Raw genomic sequence first — 2,740 nt, 5'->3', positions numbered from 1 at the left:
CTAAGCCTTTCAGCGCCGATGGTACTGCAGGGGGGACCCTGTGGGAGAGTAGGACGCCGCCGAACAATCATTGCGGAAGCCCCGCACCAAACCCTTCGGGGTTCGGTGCGGGGCTTTTCTGCGTTCACCACCGGATCGGCGTGGCCGGCTGGGTATCCTGGCCGCGTTCCCCTGGAGGACGTGATGACAGCACAGCAGCTGGAAGACGGCGGGCCGCTCATTCCCCAGCCGGCCATGACGCGGGAAGCCCTGCGGGACGCCGTGCGCCGGATCGACATGGCCAACCTGGCCGTCCTCGACAAGGAATGCAACGAGGCGTTCGACCGGGCCGCGGAGACCGGTGCCATCAACCCGCTGCGGTTCTTCCTGATCAAGTGGGCCACGCACGTGGCGATTCACCGCTGGCCGGCCAGAGCGGCCGCGCTGCACGAAGCGGAACGTGTCGCGGGAGACCCGGCGGCCACGGAAGAGGAGTTCCGGGCCGCGATGGAAACGAGCAGCCGCATCCTGGCCGAGGCGCAGCGCGAGATCGGGCAGTGACTCCGCGCGGCGAAGGCGTGGAGAGCGACACCGGCTGGGCGTGGGAGTGCGACCCGAGTCGGCTGTGGGTGCTCGGCGACATGCCGGCGGAGCAACAGAGCCTCGTCGGTGCCGTCATGGACGGCCTGGTCGACCTGGCTGCGATGGCCATCGACCCCAAGGACGGCAGCCTCTACGAAGACCCCAACCCCATGCGGCTGCGTACGTACGAGGACGAGCACCTGATGGTCTGGTACCAGACGATCCCGCACCGCCGCCGCGTCTACCTGAAGCGGGTCAACCTCTGAGCCCGCCGCTCAACCTCAACTGCCCTGGGCCGATGCCGTCTCCGGCGGACTGACCACGAAGATCCACCTCCCCGCCGACCGCCGCTGCCGCCCGCTCGCGGAGTTCGGACACGGTCACTGGCAGGCTCGATGGCGTCGCGGGAACGTCCTCGGTGAGCACGGCACGGCTGACCGCCTGCCTGCCCTCCATCCGGACCAGCTCGATGGAGACGGCCTTCTTGCCACCGGCGGTGAGAACCAGGCCACGGCTGGCGGCTGCCGCATGCGCAGATCGCTCTACGGCCTTTCCCCGTTCCTGCCGCGATGTCCCGACCAGCGCCAGGCGCGGGCGGTCTCAAACAACTCGTCTTCATCTAGGGGCCCGGCCGCGTGCTGGTGAGCGCGGACGACGCTGGAGTCCACCGCCACCGGCCAGTCGATTTTGCCTGCCGCATGCGCTCGCGCCTGTGCGGCCTGGCGCATCCGCTCGAAGGTTCCGTCCGCCGGTTGAGGACCGTCCGGTCGTCCAGCCGCGGCCGGGCAACAACGGGTGCACGGGTTCCCACTCGGCATCGGACAGTTCATGGCGGCCTACCACGACACCGTGATCCACAACCCGAGATCCCTCCGGCGGCAGGTCCGGGACGCCGACGCCGGCGGCATGGGCGGCGGCGCCACCGTTGAAGCGAGCACCACCGCCCGCCAGGCCAATAGCCCCTCCACTGAGATCAATGACAGTCGGCGGCCCGGTGCTCGGGGTCTGGGGGCAGACTTGGTGGTCTGGGCCGTGGGAGCGAACCGCGGTGCTGAGCCGAGTGGTGTGGGGGAGTGCGTCGGTGGATCTCAGTGCAGTGATCATCGCGGTGGCGGGTGTCGCCGGCACGCTGGGCGGGTCGCTCCTCACCCAACGCGGTTCCGAACGTACGAAGCTCCGGGAGATAGAGCTCGTCCGCGGCCAGGAAGACATCCACGAGAACCGCGTACTCCGACGAACCTGCTACGTGGAGCTCAACCGGGATGCCCGCCAGTTCACCACGGCGCTCAACCGGCACCTCCACGTCCTGAGGGAACGGGGCGTGGAGGAGGCCGACCGAGCCGCGCTCGAAGAAGCGAAGGCCGCTCACCGCGATCGGTACTCCGAAGCGCAGATGATCGCCCCGGACGAGGTGCTCGTGCGAGCGAGTGCCGTCAACCAGGCCCTGAACAAGGTCTACGGCCAGGTCAAACGCCTCGAGCGAGGTGAGCCCGACGCGGGCGAGACGATGGAGACCGCGGAACGGAACGGGCAGGGGGTCTGGGACAAGCTCCGGGCCATGCGAGCCGCGATGCGTCACGACCTGGGGGTCTCGTCTGACGGATCCCTGGACCGGCCGGGGGCCGGCCAGCACCCGTTTTGACACTCCACTGGCACGGTTGTAGAGTTGAGCAGTTGCCTGGAGCTGAACCAGTTCGGCAGCGGCCCCCACGAGGAAGGTTTGCGCGTGGGGACACTCGACTCTTCATTCGGGAATCGAAGCCGGGGAAATCCGGTGGAAATCTTCTGATAGAGTCGGAACCGCCGGAAAGGGAAAGCGCGAAAGCGCAGAACCTGGAAAGCGCCGAGGAAATCGGGCCCGAAAGAGTCTGATAGAGTCGGAAACGCAAGAACACAGAACGAAAGCCCGGAGGAAAGCCCGCGAGGGTGAGTACAAAGGAAGCGTCCGTTCCTTGAGAACTCAACAGCGTGCCAAAAATCAACGCCAAAAGTTGATACCCCGTCCACTTCGGTGGATGAGGTTCCTTTGAAAAAGACCTGTGAGGCTTCCTTGTGGAGTGCTTGCAGGCAATTACACAGCGAGGACGCAGTGGACGGTCGGTCTTATTCCGACATGATCGTCCCGCTCTGCGTGTGTGTGCACCCGATTACGGGTAAACATTCATGGAGAGTTTGATCC

Annotated in this window: 3 protein-coding genes, 1 rRNA gene and 1 pseudogene; 4 read left to right on the top strand and 1 reads right to left on the bottom strand. The window is 66.4% G+C overall.

Annotation, left to right across the window (positions count from 1 at the left end):
- From rrf to ACIPUC_RS37240, 3 genes are all read left to right on the top strand, one after another.
- Positions 1 to 65: ribosomal RNA gene (rrf, locus tag ACIPUC_RS37250) — 5S ribosomal RNA — on the top strand; the annotation flags it as partial.
- 118 nt (positions 66 to 183) lie between these two features.
- Positions 184 to 540 carry a hypothetical protein gene (locus ACIPUC_RS37245; protein WP_446594874.1) on the top strand — a complete coding sequence of 119 codons (357 nt, stop codon included), beginning with the start codon at positions 184 to 186 and terminating at the stop codon, positions 538 to 540.
- Between the two features lie 17 nt (positions 541 to 557).
- Entirely contained in the window at positions 558 to 827 is a 270-nt protein-coding gene (locus ACIPUC_RS37240; RefSeq protein ID WP_446594873.1) for a hypothetical protein, read from the top strand.
- 360 nt (positions 828 to 1,187) lie between these two features.
- On the opposite strand, the pseudogene ACIPUC_RS37235 reads toward ACIPUC_RS37240, so the two are convergent.
- Positions 1,188 to 1,310: pseudogene (locus ACIPUC_RS37235) on the bottom strand (IS5/IS1182 family transposase); the annotation flags it as partial.
- Between the two features lie 347 nt (positions 1,311 to 1,657).
- Here ACIPUC_RS37235 and ACIPUC_RS37230 point away from each other — a divergent pair.
- Complete coding sequence (locus ACIPUC_RS37230) at positions 1,658 to 2,203, top strand: hypothetical protein (RefSeq protein ID WP_446594871.1); 546 nt, start codon at positions 1,658 to 1,660, stop codon at positions 2,201 to 2,203.
- Positions 2,204 to 2,740 lie beyond the last annotated feature (537 nt).

Source organism: Streptomyces sp. LARHCF249 (assembly GCF_052871255.1).
This window is presented reverse-complemented; position numbering and strand designations above follow the sequence as displayed.

Coding starts and splice junctions, on each gene's coding strand:
- ACIPUC_RS37245 (WP_446594874.1), top strand. CDS start 184: ATGACAGCACAGCAGCTGGAAGACGGCGGGCCGCTCATTCCCCAGCCG.